This is a genomic window from Enterococcus sp. ARL09-542 (assembly GCF_005234805.1).
Taxonomy (GTDB): domain Bacteria; phylum Bacillota; class Bacilli; order Lactobacillales; family Enterococcaceae; genus Enterococcus_D; species Enterococcus_D gallinarum.
Genome location: NZ_QPQX01000020.1, coordinates 21,949 through 36,274, shown reverse-complemented (window position 1 = coordinate 36,274; position 14,326 = coordinate 21,949). Strand labels below are relative to the sequence as shown.

Here is a 14,326-nt window from a genome sequence, read left to right as displayed (position 1 = left end):
TGCTAAGCCAACTGATTGAGAATTAGAAACAATCTGCAGTAGGGAAGAATCATTTACACAAAATTATTGACGCTCCCCTTGCAGAAGCAGATATCGTTATCTCTGATCGATTTGTTGAATCAAAAAAGAATCAGTGTTTTTTCTTTCTTGAGGATATCCATAACAGTGAAACATGGAAAAGGTTAGGGATATTTATCAATGGGAGGATCATCGAACGGCGAATTCGATCTGAAAGTGCCCCCAAAAATTAGTTAGGATCGATCTGTTGATTGAGTCATGGCACAGATGCTTTTGCTTAAAGATTGTTTTTTTTTCGCAGGGGCAACGATAAATAAGTCAAAAAAATATATCTATAAAAGAGGGCTGTGACAGTCATCTTTTATAGATATTTTTTTATAGTGATTTTATTGGTATTAGGTTTGCGAAGAAAGCGATTTTTGGATAGAAATTTCTACAATATCTGGCATTTCAATAACTGAGATCGTTTCAGGTTCATAAGAACCAGGCGGTAATTTTTTCAAGAAGTAATGTTTGATTTCTTCAATTTCGGTAGGTTTGATTGCGCGTTTTTTGTTGATCAGCAATATTTCGTTGTGATTTGGAGCAGAAGTAAAGATGACTGTGATGTCTCCGGCAGTATATACTTTTACCATTTCAGCATCGGTATTTTCAAGCTGATTCATAACTAATCGAGAATGGCTGTTTGTCACATTGATCAATTTCACCATACTCACCTCACATTCTATGTATTTTTACTAATATTATAGGGCGTTTTTTTTAAAAAGAAAAGCCAGACAGCTTGAAAACCTTGGTTTTTTTGAGGTTATTCAGGCGTCTGGCATAGAAATCTAGACAAATAAGGTACGATGTCTGGCTGTTGCGAGGATTTTACTCATCATCAGATGGCTGTTTTTCTTGTTCCTTTGGCTCTTCGGGTGTGTCAACAGTTTTTGCTGTCACAATGATTTTGTCTTCAGAATCCAAAGTTGCTTGTAGATCATGGACTAGAGGATGATCAAGATAAAATTCTGCGATACCATCTTCGATATGATCTTGAATCGTTCGGCGTAATGGGCGAGCCCCCATCGTAGCACTATAACCAAGCTCTACCAATTTTTCTTGGACATTTTCTGGAACTTCAATATGCAATTTTTGATTGGCTAAGGTTTGATTGACATCTGCGAGCATCAAAGAAACGATGGATAACAGATTTTCTTTGCTTAATGCTTTGAATTCAATGATGCCATCAAAGCGATTCAGAAATTCTGGTGTGAAGTAGTTATTTAACTGATTCAAGACAGATCGTGTGACACCTTCCCGGGCTGCTCCAAAACCAACATTGGCTTCTACTTTTCCAGTGCCGGCATTACTTGTCATGATGATCAATGTGTCTTTGAAGCTGACCGTGCGTCCTTGAGCATCAGTTAAACGACCGTCATCCAAGATTTGCAAAAACATATGCAGAACATCAGGATGAGCTTTTTCGATTTCATCTAAAAGAATTAAGCTATAAGGGTTACGACGGACTTTTTCCGTTAACTGTCCAGCTTCTTCATAACCAACATAACCAGGAGGAGAACCAATCAGTTTGGAGACACTGTGTTTTTCCATGTATTCTGACATGTCAAAACGAATCATTGATTCTTCAGAGCCAAACATTTCATAGGCAAGTTGTTTAGCAAGTTCTGTTTTACCAACACCAGTTGGTCCGACAAAAAGGAACGAACCGATCGGACGGCTTTGTTTTCCTAATCCCACACGATTACGACGGATCGCTTTAGCAACTTTATCGATTGCTTCATCTTGTCCGATTACATGCGATTTCAGATCTTGAGCTAAGTTTTTCAACTGAGTTTGTTCTTTTTCTTTGAGTTCGCCAACCGGAATGCCCGTCCGTTCTTCAACGATTTGCTCCATATCCTTTTCGGTGATCACGGGAGTTTCTTCTTCACTGATTTGACGTTCTTTCATTTTTTGCAGCTTATTGATTTGATCTCGGTAGTAAGCAGCTTTTTCAAAGTCTTCTTCTCTAGAAGCAGCTTGTTTTTGTTCTTCTGCTTCTTGCAATTTCTTGTCGATTGTTTTCGGATCAACAATTTGAATAGTCAGATTTTTTTTCGAGCCGGTCTCATCCAGAAGATCGATTGCTTTATCAGGCAAGAAACGGTCTTGGATGTAGCGATTGGAAAGGGTAGCAGCGGCTTTGATTGCCTCATCCGTATATCTTACATGATGGTAATCTTCATATCGAGGCTGTAATCCTTTCAAAATACTGATGGTTTCTTCTACAGAAGGTTCATCGACTCGGACAGGTTGCAAACGACGTTCTAATGCTGCATCTTTTTCAATGATGCGATATTCGTTCAATGTCGTTGCGCCGACCATTTGTAATTCACCGCGAGCCAATGCTGGTTTCAGAATATTTCCAGCGTCCATGTTGCCATCACCAGCAGCCCCTGCGCCCACGATCTCATGGACTTCATCAATGAATAAGATGACATTTTCGGCTTGTTTGATTTCTTCAATCAATTTTTGGATTCGCTCTTCAAATTGTCCGCGAATACCCGTTCCTTGAACCAGTGACGCAACATCTAAGCGAATCACTTCTTTATCCATTAGTTTTTGAGGAACGTCACCGTCGACAATTTTTTGTGCCAGACCTTCCACGACAGCGGTTTTACCTACACCAGGCTCACCAATCAATACAGGATTGTTTTTCGTTCGGCGATTCAAGATCTCGATCACCCGACGAATTTCATCGTCACGTCCTACGACTGGATCGATCCCGCCGTCTCGAGCTTGTTGTGTGATATTGATGCCGTATTCGCCTAAAAGACCAGAAGGTGCTTGGCCATTGCGCGGAGGTTGTCCGCCGATTATGCCGTTTCCTCCAGTTTGAGTTGGAGGCGTTTGTTCATAAGGTGAATTTCCTTGTTGCATTTGGCGAGACATTTGTCGAAAAAGGTCATCAAGATTTCCGAAGCCGAAGGGATCCTGAGCCATCATATTTGTTGGATTTCCAGATTGTGCTTTTAATTTTTGGTAACAACTTTGACAATAATCGAGTTGTTTTCTTTGACCATTGACATTGGCATAAAGATGAATAGAAGCTTCATTTTTACCGCAGTTTTGACAAAGCATATGTTCACGACCTTTCTTATCATTTGCTCATCTATCATTCTACCGCGATTTTTACTCATGGTAAAAAGATACACTTGCAGATTCGGTGAATAATTGTCAGCAGCGTCAAAAATTTCATTGACCTTTACTGACCATAACTTTATTATACAATTTTTTTTTCAGACTGCAAGGATTTCAGCTTTGATGACGGAAACAACTTTTCCCTGAAAAAAGAATCGTTTATAATGGAGAAGATGAAGAGGTGATAGAGATGAATGAAAATCGATTTGTTGAACAAATTGAACAGTTGCGCTCTGGAGAAATCGACGAATTGCTGGTAGAACAATCCGAATTTCTGCTATTTCGAGAAGCATGGTTAAAATTGGAAGACCGCATGAAATTTGTCGGCGAGGCTGGCTTGAATGGCAAGATCATCTATCGGTACCAACCATAAAAACAAATATAGGTTCATTTCAGTCGTTTTCTTAAGAGAAAACGGTTGTCTATCAGAGAAAAAAATGGTAATCTTAACAGTTGAAAGGGCGTTTTTTTGAGTCTGACAATTGACTGAGTCAAAAAAAGCCTTCACCACAAAAAAACCGTATCATAAAGGAGATTGATCAATATGGAAAAGAAAGATTTTCACGTAGTTGCTGAGACAGGGATTCACGCACGTCCAGCTACTTTATTAGTACAAACAGCAAGCAAATTCAACTCTGATATCAACTTGGAGTACAAAGGTAAATCAGTAAACCTTAAATCAATCATGGGCGTTATGTCTCTAGGTGTTGGTCAAGGTTCTGACGTTACAATCACTGCTGAAGGTGCTGACGAAGCAGATGCAATCGCTGCAATCGTTGAAACAATGAAAAAAGAAGGTTTGTCTGAATAATGGTTGAGATGCTAAAAGGAATTGCTGCTAGTGATGGTGTAGCCGTTGCCAAAGCCTACCTGTTAGTACAACCTGATTTATCTTTTTCAAAAGTAAATGTTGAAGATACGGCAGCAGAAGAAGCTCGTTTAGATGAAGCTCTAGCAAAGTCAACAGCGGAATTGCAACAAATCCGTGACAAAGCAGCGCAATCTTTAGGCGAGGCAGAAGCACAAGTATTTGATGCTCATTTAATGGTTCTGTCAGATCCTGAAATGATCGGACAAATCAAACAAAACATGGCAGATAACAAAGTCAATGCAGAAGCTGCATTGAAAGAAGTCACTGACATGTATATCGGCATGTTTGAAGCAATGGATGACAATGCATACATGCAAGAACGTGCAGCGGACATCAAAGACGTTGCGAAACGTATCTTGGCACATTTGCTAAATGTGACGTTGCCAAATCCTTCAATGATCAACGAAGAAGTTGTTATCGTTGCTCACGATTTGACACCAAGTGATACTGCGCAATTAGACCGCAACTTCGTTAAAGCTTTTGTAACTGATATCGGGGGACGTACCTCTCACTCAGCAATCATGGCTCGATCTCTTGAGATTCCTGCAATCGTAGGATCAAAAGAAATCACAGCTAAAGTGAATGCTGGTGATATTCTGGCAGTTAACGGAATCTTAGGAGATGTTATCATCAATCCTACTGAAGACCAAGCTGCTGAATTTATTGAAGCAGGGAAAGCTTACGCGGAACAAAAAGCAGAATGGGAAAAATTGAAAGATGCTCAAACCGTTACAGCTGACGGCAAGCACTTTGAATTAGCTGCAAATATCGGAACGCCTAAAGATCTTGAAGGTGTTCACAACAATGGTGCAGAAGCTGTCGGTTTATACCGGACAGAATTCTTGTACATGGATTCTCCTGATTTTCCTACAGAAGATGACCAATATGAAGCATACAAAGCAGTTCTTGAAGGAATGGCTGGTAAACCAGTCGTTGTTCGTACAATGGACATCGGTGGGGACAAAGAACTTCCTTACTTGAAATTGCCACACGAAATGAACCCATTCTTAGGCTATCGTGCATTGCGTATCAGTTTATCTGAGTTGGGTGACGGCATGTTCCGTACACAACTTCGTGCGCTGTTACGTGCTTCTGCTCACGGAAACTTGCGTATTATGTTCCCGATGGTGGCAACATTGAAAGAGTTCCGTACTGCGAAAAAAATGTACGAAGAAGAACGTCAAAAATTGATCGATGAAGGCGTAACTGTCTCTGAAGATATTCAAGTAGGTATCATGATCGAAATTCCTGCAGCAGCTGTTTTAGCTGACAAATTTGCCAAGGAAGTAGACTTCTTCAGTATTGGTACCAATGACTTGATCCAATACACAATGGCTGCAGACCGTATGAATGAACAAGTTTCATATCTTTACCAACCATATAACCCATCTATTCTACGTTTGATCAAAAACGTAATCGATTCAGCACATGCTGAAGGTAAATGGGCTGGTATGTGTGGAGAAATGGCTGGCGATCAAACTGCTGTGCCACTTCTAGTCGGTATGGGCTTAGATGAATTCTCTATGAGCGCAACTTCTGTACTTAAAACACGGAGCTTAATGAAACGCTTGTCAACAACTGACATGCAAGAATTAGCAAAACGTGCTTTGGAAGATTGCGATACGATGGAAGAAGTAGTCGAATTGATCAATCAATATGTAAAGTAGTTAAAAGTTAGCAGCAAGCGAATTCGCTTGCTGCTTTTTTTGTGGTCTGGGAGCGAACAGTTTTGTCATATTGTTTTGATGACCTTTGATAAACCAGCTTTTTGACGTATGATAGAAATCAATACAAAAACTAGGCCTTGAGTTGGAGGGTGTTCTCGTCTAGCTATGTTATACTAGATGTAACAGTTTAGAAGGAGGAATCTCGTTTGAAAGTACTTCTCTATTTTGAAAGTGAAAAGCTTTTAGAGAAATCTGGTATCGGCAGAGCACTTGCGCATCAGCAACGTGCACTGAGCAGTATCGGTGTTGAATATACATTAGACAAACAAGCTGAGGATTATGATATACTTCATATTAATACGTATGGGATCAATTCGTTGAATCAAATCAATAAAGCAAGGAAACAAGGCAAAAAGGTAATTTACCATGCGCATTCGACTGAAGAAGATTTTCGAAATTCATTTATCGGCTCAAACCAGTTATCGCCATTATACAAAAAATATTTGATCAATTTATATTCCCGAGCCGATCAATTGATAACCCCAACGCCCTACGCAAAAGAACTATTGGAAGGGTATGGCATCAAGGTACCGATCTGTGCGATCTCTAATGGGATTGATTTGGACAAATATCGTCCGGAACCAAAAAAAGAACAGGCTTTTCGCGACTATTTCCAATTGTCGGCGGATCAAAAAGTGATTATTTCTGTTGGCTTGTATTTTGAGAGAAAAGGAATTGTCGATTTTGTTGAGATTGCTCGCCGCATGCCAGAGTATACTTTTATTTGGTTTGGACATACACCTATGTATACGATCCCTAAAGCGGTTCGAGATCTCGTGAAAGAAAACCATCCTGAAAATGTTATTTTTCCTGGCTATATCAAAGGAGATGTCATTGAGGGGGCCTATTCTGGAGCAGATCTGTTTTTCTTTCCTTCCTATGAAGAAACAGAAGGGATCGTTGTGTTAGAGGCGCTTGCTAGTAAGCAGAAAGTTCTAGTGCGTGACATTCCTGTTTATCATGGTTGGTTGCAAGAGAATCAAAATTCTTATATGGGACGGACAGTTGATGAGTTCGTTGAACAAATTGCTAACATCGTAGAAGGTCGTGTACCAGATCTGTCAGCTGCCGGCTATCAAGCAGCTGCAGAACGGAGTATTGAAGAAATTGGAAAAGAGTTAAAGAAAGTTTATCAAAGCGTTTTAGAAGAAAAACCCGTTGATTGACGGCAAGTTTGGAGGTACCGTTGTGAAAATCGGATTTTTTACAGACACATATTTTCCGCAAGTGAGCGGTGTAGCGACATCGATCAAAACATTAAAAGAAGAGTTGGAAAAGAAGGGCCATAAGGTCTATATCTTTACGACTACAGATCCAAATGCAGAAATGGATGAGGAAGATATCATTCGTATGCCTAGTGTGCCTTTCGTGTCTTTCAAAGACCGTAGAATCGTGGTGCGGGGCATGTGGTATGCCTATTTGATTGCGAAAGAGTTGGAACTAGAACTGATTCATACCCATACTGAATTTGGTGCGGGACTACTGGGAAAAATGGTGGGTCGAAAACTACAGATTCCTGTGATTCATACCTATCATACAATGTATGAAGATTATCTGCATTATATTGCGAAAGGAAAAGTTTTGCGACCTACACACGTAAAGTATTTCTCTCGTCTGTTTGCCAATCATTCTACTGGGGTTGTCTGCCCGAGTGAACGGGTCATCGATACACTACGCAGTTATGGCGTTGTGTCGCCGATGCGCATCATTCCCACTGGTATTGAGGTAGAGAAATTTCGCCGTCCGGATATCACTCTGGAAATGAAACGAGCCTTGCGTCAAGAATTGGCGATTGAAGAAGACCAGCCAATGTTATTATCATTGAGTCGTATTTCTTATGAGAAAAATATCCAAGCGATCGTTGATGGACTGCCTGATATTCTAGCAAAAATTCCTTCAGCCAAATTAGTGATCGTGGGCAAAGGGCCTTACAAAGAAAAATTGGAAGAAAAAGTTCAAGAAATGAACTTGTCTGACCATGTTCATTTTGTTGGAGAGGTTGCAAATGATGAAGTAGCCATCTATTATCATGCAGCAGATTTCTTCGTCAGTGCTTCTACTTCAGAGACACAAGGACTGACGTATACAGAAGCAATGGCAGCAGGTACGCCTTTAGTCGTTGAAGGCAATGATTATTTAAATACATTGATCGATGATCCATCTCTTGGTGTGACCTTTGACACCGATCAAGATTTTGCTTCTGCATTTATTCATTATTATCAACAGCAGATTCCTAGGAATGAAAGTGTCTTAGCACGAAAAATGTATGAAATCTCTGCGGCACACTTTGGTGAATCGATGCTTTCTTTTTACCATGATATGATTGCTTACTATGAGACAGAACGCCTAGACAAGGAAACCGAAGAAACATTGAAAAAATTCAAAGTCAAATTGAAATCATTTAAACGAACAATTGATTAAACATTATTGCAGTCAAGTTCACGTTTTTAGCGTATACTAAAGACGTGAATTTTTTTATTTTTGGAGGTATGACTATGAAGCTAGGTTTTATTGGAACGGGTGTCATGGGCCAATCAATGGTCGGTCACTTTTTAGCAAGCGGACATCATGTAAATGTGTATAATCGTACAAAAAGCAAAACAGACGAATTAGTCGCTAAGGGAGCGGTTTGGTGTGATACGCCTGAAATAGTTGCTGCTGAAAGTGAAGTTGTTTTCACAATGGTCGGCTATCCTGCAGATGTTGAGGAAGTTTACTATGGAGAAAAGGGAATTTTTCAAACCGATGTCGCGGCAAAATATTTAGTTGACTTTACAACTAGTACGCCAAAATTAGCAGAACAAATCTATCAAACGGCAAAAGAGCATGGTGCGGCAAGTATTGATGCGCCAGTTTCTGGTGGTGACCTTGGAGCAAAAAATGGAACGTTGACGATAATGGCGGGTGGTGACGAGGAAGCCTATCAAAAAGTTGAACCACTATTTGAGATTGTCGGAAAAACGTGTCATCTTCATGGCTCTGCCGGCAAAGGCCAGCACACAAAAATGGCCAATCAGATCATGATTGCTGGCACGATGACTGGAATGACTGAGATGCTCGTCTATGCCGATAAAGCAGGTTTAGAACTTCCGCAAGTCATTGAGACATTATCTGGTGGCAGCGCCGCAAACTGGTCATTGGCCAACTACAGCCCCCGTATTTTGAAAGAAGATTTTTCACCTGGTTTTTTTGTCAAACATTTTATCAAAGATTTAGGTATCGCACTTGATGAAGCAGCGAAAATGGGACTGGATTTGCCAAGTACGGCTTTGGCAAAAAAAATGTACGATCGCTTAGCGGAAGCTGGCTATGAAAGTGATGGGACTCAAGCCCTGATTAAGCTTTGGTGGCAAGATGGAAAAAAATCTTAAAATGACAAAATAAATTGTAAAAAATCAATGCAAGATAGAATATGATTTGATACAATATAACGGACAGAAAAAGGAGGCTTACGAATGAAAAGTTCGCAATTAGTCGCTATCATCAAACGTTTAGAAGCGATGGTCGAAGCGCAAGACAACGAGGTTCAAGTTCGCCGTTTCGAAAAAGAAGGCGTAGAAAAATGCACAGTAACCTACGATAACACCACAGAAACGTTTGAGTTAACGGAAGCAGAGTCAAGTCAGTCTTATCAATTTGATAATATTGATATTGTAGCCATGGAAATTTATGATTTGATCCAATAAACGTATCAGCGTTCAGATGAAAAATGCCATACGCATTGCCAGCGTTCCTCTTTAAGGAGCGCTGGTTTTTTGTTGCAATCATTTGAGCGTTTAGGTATTTGACAGCACAAAATTTAATTGTCTTAACTGGCGCAAAATTATATGTAGAGGGTCAAGGTCTGTTGGCAGCAATCGTTTAGCTGTTGTTAAAGGTGCTGGAACAAAAGCATCAGAGGTTGATACAACTTCGCTATGAATGATTTGTCCAAAAGAGAGTTGATAGACTTTTACTTGTGATGAATCGGCAGCAAGAGAAGCTTCAAGAGAGGTTTCAAGAGGAATCTCAAAGCGAAATTCTGGGAGAGCGATCAGAGTATTCACCTCGAGAATTTCTCGATAAAAGGATTGAAGCAATTTTTTTTGGTACAGTAGTTGATCAGCCTGTTCAAAAAGTAACTGTTCCGCAAAATAATGCAATCGTTGGTCGAGATAACTAAATATTGTCTTGCTTTCTGCACGAAAGAAAAGTTTCAGCTCATTCAGTTTTTCTTCCAAAGGAATAGTTTGCATCAACGGCAACTGTTTGGACAACGAGAGAAGTTTATAAGGATTGACAGAAGGTAATTGATACGTTTCTGTCAATATCTCAATGATTTCCGGCAATTGCTTGGATCGGCGAAAAGGTCCTATTGCATCCTCTGCTGCCTCATTTGTTCGAACGATGTTTCCTGCATCAAAGCGGATGTATTGGTAATTAAGAAAGTTGGTCATTTGACGGTTATAAATGGGACGATGTTGCTGAATCAACTGACATTCTAACAATAGCGCATCGAGTTCTGTGTCTACGAAAATTGTTTCGAAATCTACGACATTGTGAACTAAACGCAGAATCTTGTTTGTATGCTGTGTATTTTTGCGAAAATAAGAAGAAACTCGTTGTTTCAATTGCTTGGCTTTTCCAACATACAGAATTCCGCCATGAGAATCTTTCATTAAATAAATCCCAGGTTTTTGGGGTAACGCATTTGCTTTTTGCTTTAAGTATTCGATCCGTGCGTTGATGTCCATCACCTCATTTCTACACTGCAACGATACCAAAATTTAAGGTGTAGAACAAGTGATGTTCTGACACGATAATCATTTTCGTGAAATGATGGAAGAAATCTTTGATAATCAAAATAATTTTTAACTACTCGATTCTCTGGTAATTGTCAACTTAAAAACTTGTGAAGGTTAGAAAAGCGTACTGAAAATAAAAATGCGCTTAAAAAAAATAAAAATCAAAAAATTTTCTTGCAATTCTCTAAAAGTTACTTTATAGTTTGACTATCAAATGATTTGATTATCAAACTATTCGGATGGTGAAAGATATGGAACCAAATTTAGAAACGGTCAACGACTATTTAGTCAGTGTCTTCAATGACATTCTCGTGATCGAAGAATCAGAATTAAAGAAATCACAATTTAAAGATCTTTCAATCACAGAAATGCATACGATTGAAGCAATCGGCATGTACAAGAAGAAAACAACTTCAGAAGTCGCTAAAGAGCTTTCTATTACTGTTGGGACCCTCACCATTGCAATCAATCGTTTGGTTAAAAAAGAATATGTAGAACGCATTCGCAGTGAAGACGATCGACGCGTAGTCAAACTTGCGTTGACAAAAAAAGGCAAATTGCTTTATCGGGTACATCAACATTTTCACCGTGAGATGGTCAAAGGCGTTCTAAGCCAGATGTCTACGGATGAAGAGCAAGCTTTACTTAAAGCCTTAAAAAATCTGCATGACTTTTTACAAGATTATAAGTGAGTGTAACGGATGAATATGTTTGGAAAGATTACCGCAACAGCAAGCTATGTTCCTGAACAAATCGTGACGAATCAGCAACTTTCAGAAATTATGGATACATCAGATGACTGGATTTTTTCACGTACAGGAATCAAAGAACGTCGAATTAGTAATGGAGAAAATACTTCCGATTTATGTACGAATGTTGCTACGAAACTTTTGGCATCAAGGGGACTTGCTCCAGATGAATTGGACTTTATCCTAGTAGCGACCATCACTCCGGATTTCAATACACCGGCAGTTGCTTGCCAAGTTCAAGGGAATATTGGCGCCCATCAAGCTTTTGCTTTTGATATCAGCGCAGCTTGTGCCGGATTTGTTTATGCATTGTCTTTAGCAGAAAAATTGATTCGGACCGGTTCTAAAAAAGGGCTCGTCATTGGCGGTGAAGTGCTGTCAAAGGTCTTGGATTGGGAAGATCGTTCAACCGCAGTTTTATTTGGAGACGGGGCAGGCGGGGTGCTTTTAGAAGCAACCAACCATCAGCATCTCTTGAAGGAATCGCTGCAGTCTGATGGAACCAGAGGACTCTCTCTGACATCAGGTTTTGTTGAAAATAAGAATCCTTACGGAAGTTCGTCAACCCAATACAGTGCTTGTATGCAGATGGTTGGTCGTGAAATTTTTGATTTTGCGACACGCGATGTCGTTCAATCCATTCATGCAATCAGTGAGCATGAATCGGTAGATTATTACTTGTTGCATCAGGCCAATTCCCGAATCTTAGATAAAGTGGCTCGGAAATTAAAGGTCCCGCGACATAAGTTTTTGCAAAATATGCAATTTTATGGCAATACTTCAGCCGCTTCAATTCCGATTTTGTTAGATGAAGAAGTGAAACGCGGCACGCTGTCTTTAGGCAGCGGACAAAAAGTGGTGTTCTCAGGTTTCGGCGGCGGATTAGCATGGGGGACCATGCTGGCAGCTTTATAGCCTGTTCACAATCAATATTGAAGAAAACACATTGGAGGAATATACACATGGTATTCGAAAAAATTCAAGAAATCGTAGCAGAAGAATTAGGAAAAGAAAAAGAAGAAATCAAATTAAACACAAACATTCAAGAGGATCTTGAAGCAGACAGCTTAGACCTTTTCCAAATCATTAACGAGATCGAAGATGAATTCGATGTAAAAATCGAAACTGAAGACGGCATCAAAACTGTCGAAGATCTAGTTAAATACGTTGAAAAACAACAAGCATAAAAAACGAGGCTAGGCAAACAGCCTAGCCTTTCCTTGTAATAGAAAGAGTGTGTTTCACTCGCTGAGATCTGCGAGTGAAGATGCCATTTTCTCCAAAATCTTTCAGTTCAAAAAAGGAGTTTAAAATGAAAACAGCATTTTTATTCAGCGGTCAAGGAGCCCAATATGTAGGAATGGGTCAGGAGTTATATCAGCAAGAATCAAGTGTTCAACAAACCTTTACGGAAGCAAGTGAGATGCTCGGCTATGATATGACTGAACTATGTTTTACTGAAAATGACCGTTTGAATCAAACTGAATATACGCAGCCAGCCATTTTAACCGTCAGTGTGGCTTTTTGGCGTTTGTTAAAAGAAAAAGGTCTCCAGGCCGATGCTTTGGCTGGTTTGAGCTTAGGTGAATATTCCGCATTAGTAGCAAGCGGCGCATTAGACTTTCAAACTGCTGTAGCCCTCGTGCAAAAACGCGGCAAGTTTATGGCAAATGCCGCACCACAGGGTGTGGGTAAAATGGTCGCTGTGATGAATACTCCGGCTGAAACCATTGAGGCGATTTGTAAAGAAGCTAGCCAAGTAGGGATCGTTTCGCCAGCTAATTACAATACGCCGCAGCAAATTGTCATCGGTGGGGAAGTAGCTGCGGTTGACCAAGCCGTTCAGTTATTGCAAGCGGCGGGAGCCAAACGAATGATTCCATTAAATGTCAGCGGCCCTTTCCATACAAAACTTTTAGAACCCGCTTCTAAACAACTTGCTCAAGAGCTGGCGAAAATTGAAATCAAAGATTTACAGGTGCCGGTGATCAGCAACACGACTGCGAAACCGATGAAACAAGAACAAGTCAAAGAATTATTAGAGAAGCAAGTCAAATCACCTGTGCGTTTTTATGAAAGCATCGAGCAGTTGAAACAAATGGGAATTGAGCAGATGATCGAGATCGGTCCCGGAAAAGTATTGACCGGTTTTTTGAAAAAAATCGACAAAACCATTGCTGCTTCGAGAGTGGAAGATGCTCAAACACTTTTTGACACACTTTCAAGGTTTGATTAGGAGGAATTTATGGAACTGACAAATAAAAATGTCTTTATTACTGGTAGTTCAAGAGGGATTGGCTTTGGCATTGCAGAAGCATTTGCCAAAGAAGGAGCCAATATCGTATTGAATGGGCGGAAAGAGATACCTCAAACTCTTATAGAGACGATTACCCGTTTTGGTGTGAAATGCATCGCAGTCAACGGTGATATATCCGAATACGATCAAGCTGTTTCGATGCTTGCACAAGCGGAAGCTGAATTAGGACCGATCCACATTTTAGTCAACAACGCAGGAATCACCAATGACAAGTTATTGTTGCGCATGAAACCAGAAGAATTTGAAAGTGTATTGAAGATCAATTTGACTGGAACCTTCAACATGACGCAAGTAGCTCTCAAAAAGATGATGAAACTACGCGAAGGACGTATCATTAATTTGACTAGTGTCGTAGGATTGACTGGCAACATTGGTCAAGCAAATTATGCAGCAAGTAAAGCTGGCGTGATTGGTTTTACCAAATCAGTTGCCCGCGAAGGAGCGGCTAGAGGCATTACCTGTAATGCGATCGCACCAGGATTTATTGAAACGGAGATGACCGCAGTTCTTTCTGATAAGGTAAAAGAACAATCGATCAATAATATTCCGTTGCAGCGATTTGGTGCTGTAGAAGATGTCGCAAAAGCTGCGGTTTTTTTGGCCCAAAGCGCTTATATCACAGGTCAAGTAGTCAGCGTAGATGGCGGAATGGCCATGCAAGGATAGAAAGGAGATAC

The 14,326-nt window shown here is 40.2% G+C and carries 15 protein-coding genes; 12 read left to right on the top strand and 3 right to left on the bottom strand.

Translation table 11 applies throughout. From position 1 onward, the window contains the following. Positions 1 to 413: 413 nt before the first annotated feature. Positions 414 to 725, bottom strand: coding sequence for a DUF1827 family protein (locus DVW06_RS15340; RefSeq protein WP_029486733.1), 312 nt, complete (start codon positions 723 to 725; stop codon positions 414 to 416). Between the two features lie 163 nt (positions 726 to 888). Beyond that, on the bottom strand, positions 889 to 3,141 hold the full coding sequence (locus tag DVW06_RS15335) for an ATP-dependent Clp protease ATP-binding subunit (RefSeq protein ID WP_003126333.1): 2,253 nt from the start codon (positions 3,139 to 3,141) through the stop codon (positions 889 to 891). A 250-nt stretch (positions 3,142 to 3,391) separates the two neighbouring features. Here DVW06_RS15335 and DVW06_RS15330 point away from each other — a divergent pair, with 250 nt between their 5' ends. The 7 genes from DVW06_RS15330 to DVW06_RS15300 all read left to right on the top strand — a co-directional run bounded on the left by DVW06_RS15330 (position 3,392) and on the right by DVW06_RS15300 (position 9,485). Beyond that, complete coding sequence (locus DVW06_RS15330; RefSeq protein ID WP_005471251.1) at positions 3,392 to 3,574, top strand: hypothetical protein; 183 nt, start codon at positions 3,392 to 3,394, stop codon at positions 3,572 to 3,574. Between the two features lie 171 nt (positions 3,575 to 3,745). Then, on the top strand, positions 3,746 to 4,012 hold the full coding sequence (locus tag DVW06_RS15325; protein WP_003126335.1) for a phosphocarrier protein HPr: 267 nt from the start codon (positions 3,746 to 3,748) through the stop codon (positions 4,010 to 4,012). Further along, positions 4,012 to 5,739 carry a phosphoenolpyruvate--protein phosphotransferase gene (ptsP, locus tag DVW06_RS15320; protein ID WP_003126336.1) on the top strand — a complete coding sequence of 576 codons (1,728 nt, stop codon included), beginning with the start codon at positions 4,012 to 4,014 and terminating at the stop codon, positions 5,737 to 5,739. Before DVW06_RS15325 ends, ptsP begins: the two co-directional genes overlap by 1 nt. Before the next feature lie 206 nt (positions 5,740 to 5,945). Further along, a complete protein-coding gene (locus tag DVW06_RS15315; protein ID WP_081132178.1) occupies positions 5,946 to 6,965 on the top strand; it encodes a glycosyltransferase family 4 protein in 1,020 nt (339 codons plus the stop codon). 22 nt (positions 6,966 to 6,987) lie between these two features. Beyond that, positions 6,988 to 8,220, top strand: coding sequence for a glycosyltransferase family 4 protein (locus DVW06_RS15310; protein ID WP_096710775.1), 1,233 nt, complete (start codon positions 6,988 to 6,990; stop codon positions 8,218 to 8,220). A gap of 74 nt (positions 8,221 to 8,294) precedes the next feature. Further along, complete coding sequence (locus DVW06_RS15305) at positions 8,295 to 9,170, top strand: NAD(P)-dependent oxidoreductase (protein ID WP_005471255.1); 876 nt, start codon at positions 8,295 to 8,297, stop codon at positions 9,168 to 9,170. An 84-nt stretch (positions 9,171 to 9,254) separates the two neighbouring features. Beyond that, the gene (locus DVW06_RS15300) at positions 9,255 to 9,485 is read left to right on the top strand and encodes a YkuJ family protein (RefSeq protein WP_137264830.1); all 231 of its coding nucleotides are present in this window, start codon (positions 9,255 to 9,257) and stop codon (positions 9,483 to 9,485) included. Positions 9,486 to 9,575: 90 nt separating this feature from the next. On the opposite strand, the gene DVW06_RS15295 is transcribed toward DVW06_RS15300, so the two are convergent. Beyond that, on the bottom strand, positions 9,576 to 10,532 hold the full coding sequence (locus tag DVW06_RS15295) for a GIY-YIG nuclease family protein (protein WP_137264829.1): 957 nt from the start codon (positions 10,530 to 10,532) through the stop codon (positions 9,576 to 9,578). Between the two features lie 302 nt (positions 10,533 to 10,834). Between DVW06_RS15295 and fabT the strand changes: the two genes are divergently transcribed. The 5 genes from fabT (at position 10,835) to fabG (ending at position 14,315) form a co-directional block, all read left to right on the top strand. Then, positions 10,835 to 11,275 carry a fatty acid biosynthesis transcriptional regulator FabT gene (gene fabT, locus DVW06_RS15290; protein ID WP_005471259.1) on the top strand — a complete coding sequence of 147 codons (441 nt, stop codon included), beginning with the start codon at positions 10,835 to 10,837 and terminating at the stop codon, positions 11,273 to 11,275. Positions 11,276 to 11,284: 9 nt separating this feature from the next. Next, the gene (locus tag DVW06_RS15285) at positions 11,285 to 12,247 is read left to right on the top strand and encodes a beta-ketoacyl-ACP synthase III (RefSeq protein ID WP_029486739.1); all 963 of its coding nucleotides are present in this window, start codon (positions 11,285 to 11,287) and stop codon (positions 12,245 to 12,247) included. Positions 12,248 to 12,294: 47 nt separating this feature from the next. Then, complete coding sequence (locus tag DVW06_RS15280) at positions 12,295 to 12,519, top strand: acyl carrier protein (RefSeq protein ID WP_003126345.1); 225 nt, start codon at positions 12,295 to 12,297, stop codon at positions 12,517 to 12,519. 125 nt (positions 12,520 to 12,644) lie between these two features. Then, the gene (fabD, locus tag DVW06_RS15275; protein WP_003126346.1) at positions 12,645 to 13,568 is read left to right on the top strand and encodes an ACP S-malonyltransferase; all 924 of its coding nucleotides are present in this window, start codon (positions 12,645 to 12,647) and stop codon (positions 13,566 to 13,568) included. A 9-nt stretch (positions 13,569 to 13,577) separates the two neighbouring features. After that, on the top strand, positions 13,578 to 14,315 hold the full coding sequence (fabG, locus tag DVW06_RS15270) for a 3-oxoacyl-[acyl-carrier-protein] reductase (RefSeq protein ID WP_003126347.1): 738 nt from the start codon (positions 13,578 to 13,580) through the stop codon (positions 14,313 to 14,315). Positions 14,316 to 14,326 lie beyond the last annotated feature (11 nt).

What these genes read in the sequence shown, in the direction of transcription:
- DVW06_RS15295 (WP_137264829.1), bottom strand. Translation starts at nt 10,532, where the DNA reads ATGGACATCAACGCACGGATCGAATACTTAAAGCAAAAAGCAAATGCG.
- DVW06_RS15285 (WP_029486739.1), top strand. Translation starts at nt 11,285, where the DNA reads ATGAATATGTTTGGAAAGATTACCGCAACAGCAAGCTATGTTCCTGAA.
- DVW06_RS15325 (WP_003126335.1), top strand. Translation starts at nt 3,746, where the DNA reads ATGGAAAAGAAAGATTTTCACGTAGTTGCTGAGACAGGGATTCACGCA.
- fabD (WP_003126346.1), top strand. Translation starts at nt 12,645, where the DNA reads ATGAAAACAGCATTTTTATTCAGCGGTCAAGGAGCCCAATATGTAGGA.
- DVW06_RS15305 (WP_005471255.1), top strand. Translation starts at nt 8,295, where the DNA reads ATGAAGCTAGGTTTTATTGGAACGGGTGTCATGGGCCAATCAATGGTC.
- DVW06_RS15335 (WP_003126333.1), bottom strand. Translation starts at nt 3,141, where the DNA reads ATGCTTTGTCAAAACTGCGGTAAAAATGAAGCTTCTATTCATCTTTAT.
- DVW06_RS15300 (WP_137264830.1), top strand. Translation starts at nt 9,255, where the DNA reads ATGAAAAGTTCGCAATTAGTCGCTATCATCAAACGTTTAGAAGCGATG.
- DVW06_RS15280 (WP_003126345.1), top strand. Translation starts at nt 12,295, where the DNA reads ATGGTATTCGAAAAAATTCAAGAAATCGTAGCAGAAGAATTAGGAAAA.
- ptsP (WP_003126336.1), top strand. Translation starts at nt 4,012, where the DNA reads ATGGTTGAGATGCTAAAAGGAATTGCTGCTAGTGATGGTGTAGCCGTT.
- fabT (WP_005471259.1), top strand. Translation starts at nt 10,835, where the DNA reads ATGGAACCAAATTTAGAAACGGTCAACGACTATTTAGTCAGTGTCTTC.
- DVW06_RS15330 (WP_005471251.1), top strand. Translation starts at nt 3,392, where the DNA reads ATGAATGAAAATCGATTTGTTGAACAAATTGAACAGTTGCGCTCTGGA.
- fabG (WP_003126347.1), top strand. Translation starts at nt 13,578, where the DNA reads ATGGAACTGACAAATAAAAATGTCTTTATTACTGGTAGTTCAAGAGGG.